The sequence below is a fragment of the Streptomyces albus subsp. albus genome (assembly GCF_000719865.1).
Classification (GTDB): Bacteria; Actinomycetota; Actinomycetes; order Streptomycetales; family Streptomycetaceae; genus Streptomyces; species Streptomyces albus_E.
This window is the reverse complement of record NZ_JOID01000067.1, coordinates 1-2,292: the sequence shown is the minus strand read 5'-3', so window position 1 is coordinate 2,292 and position 2,292 is coordinate 1. Positions and strand designations below refer to the sequence as shown.

At 59.6% G+C, this 2,292-nt stretch carries 2 rRNA genes; both read left to right on the top strand.

Annotation, left to right across the window (positions count from 1 at the left end):
• Nucleotides 1-172: 172 nt before the first annotated feature.
• Nucleotides 173-1,698: ribosomal RNA gene (locus IF83_RS30885) — 16S ribosomal RNA — on the top strand.
• Between the two features lie 317 nt (nt 1,699-2,015).
• Nucleotides 2,016-2,292 (top strand): 23S ribosomal RNA (locus tag IF83_RS0129350); the annotation flags it as partial.

Sequence of the window (2,292 nt, the reverse complement as noted above, 5' to 3'; positions counted from 1 at the left end):
CCGGAGGGCCCGGAGACGGGGCCGAAGGAAGCGTCCGTTCCTTGAGAACTCAACAGCGTGCCAAAAGTCAACGCCAGCCGCTTCGGCGATGGTCGGGAGGCACTACAACAGCGAGGACGCTGTGCGCGGTTCCGGATTATTCCTCCGGTCCGCGCCGCTCTTGCGTGAAGCATTCACGGAGAGTTTGATCCTGGCTCAGGACGAACGCTGGCGGCGTGCTTAACACATGCAAGTCGAACGATGAACCTCTTCGGAGGGGATTAGTGGCGAACGGGTGAGTAACACGTGGGCAATCTGCCCTGCACTCTGGGACAAGCCCTGGAAACGGGGTCTAATACCGGATACGACCATCTCGGGCATCCGATGGTGGTGGAAAGCTCCGGCGGTGCAGGATGAGCCCGCGGCCTATCAGCTTGTTGGTGGGGTGATGGCCTACCAAGGCGACGACGGGTAGCCGGCCTGAGAGGGCGACCGGCCACACTGGGACTGAGACACGGCCCAGACTCCTACGGGAGGCAGCAGTGGGGAATATTGCACAATGGGCGGAAGCCTGATGCAGCGACGCCGCGTGAGGGATGACGGCCTTCGGGTTGTAAACCTCTTTCAGCAGGGAAGAAGCGCAAGTGACGGTACCTGCAGAAGAAGCACCGGCTAACTACGTGCCAGCAGCCGCGGTAATACGTAGGGTGCGAGCGTTGTCCGGAATTATTGGGCGTAAAGAGCTCGTAGGCGGCTTGTCACGTCGGATGTGAAAGCCCGGGGCTTAACCCCGGGTCTGCATTCGATACGGGCAGGCTAGAGTTCGGTAGGGGAGATCGGAATTCCTGGTGTAGCGGTGAAATGCGCAGATATCAGGAGGAACACCGGTGGCGAAGGCGGATCTCTGGGCCGATACTGACGCTGAGGAGCGAAAGCGTGGGGAGCGAACAGGATTAGATACCCTGGTAGTCCACGCCGTAAACGTTGGGAACTAGGTGTGGGCGACATTCCACGTCGTCCGTGCCGCAGCTAACGCATTAAGTTCCCCGCCTGGGGAGTACGGCCGCAAGGCTAAAACTCAAAGGAATTGACGGGGGCCCGCACAAGCGGCGGAGCATGTGGCTTAATTCGACGCAACGCGAAGAACCTTACCAAGGCTTGACATACACCGGAAAACCGTAGAGATACGGTCCCCCTTGTGGTCGGTGTACAGGTGGTGCATGGCTGTCGTCAGCTCGTGTCGTGAGATGTTGGGTTAAGTCCCGCAACGAGCGCAACCCTTGTTCTGTGTTGCCAGCATGCCTTTCGGGGTGATGGGGACTCACAGGAGACTGCCGGGGTCAACTCGGAGGAAGGTGGGGACGACGTCAAGTCATCATGCCCCTTATGTCTTGGGCTGCACACGTGCTACAATGGCCGGTACAATGAGCTGCGATACCGTGAGGTGGAGCGAATCTCAAAAAGCCGGTCTCAGTTCGGATTGGGGTCTGCAACTCGACCCCATGAAGTCGGAGTCGCTAGTAATCGCAGATCAGCATTGCTGCGGTGAATACGTTCCCGGGCCTTGTACACACCGCCCGTCACGTCACGAAAGTCGGTAACACCCGAAGCCGGTGGCCCAACCCGTAAGGGAGGGAATCGTCGAAGGTGGGACTGGCGATTGGGACGAAGTCGTAACAAGGTAGCCGTACCGGAAGGTGCGGCTGGATCACCTCCTTTCTAAGGAGCATCTAGGCTGCCGAGCTTGATTGTTCGGTGGTCCAGGGCCATTACGCCGGCGAATGTCCGGCGGTGGTTGCTCATGGGTGGAACGTTGACTATTCGGCACGGTCGGTTGGCCGGTCACCAGTACTGCTCTTCGGGGCGTGGAACGTGATCGGGTAACGGGTCGTGCCGGGCGCGCTGTTGGGTGTCTGAGGGCATGGGCTTGCTTGCTTGTGTCTTCGGTTGCCGGTCCCGGTGTACTCACCTAGTTGGGTGGGGTGGCGGGTGGCTGGTCGTTGTTTGAGAACTGCACAGTGGACGCGAGCATCTGTGGCCAAGTTTTTAAGGGCGCACGGTGGATGCCTTGGTACCAGGAACCGATGAAGGACGTGGGAGGCCGCGATAGGCCCCGGGGAGCTGTCAACCGAGCTTTGATCCGGGGGTGTCCGAATGGGGAAACCCGGCAGTCGTCATGGGCTGTCACCCGCTGCTGAACACATAGGCAGTGTGGAGGGAACGCGGGGAAGTGAAACATCTCAGTACCCGCAGGAAGAGAAAACAACCGTGATTCCGGGAGTAGTGGCGAGCGAAACCGGATGAGGCCAAACC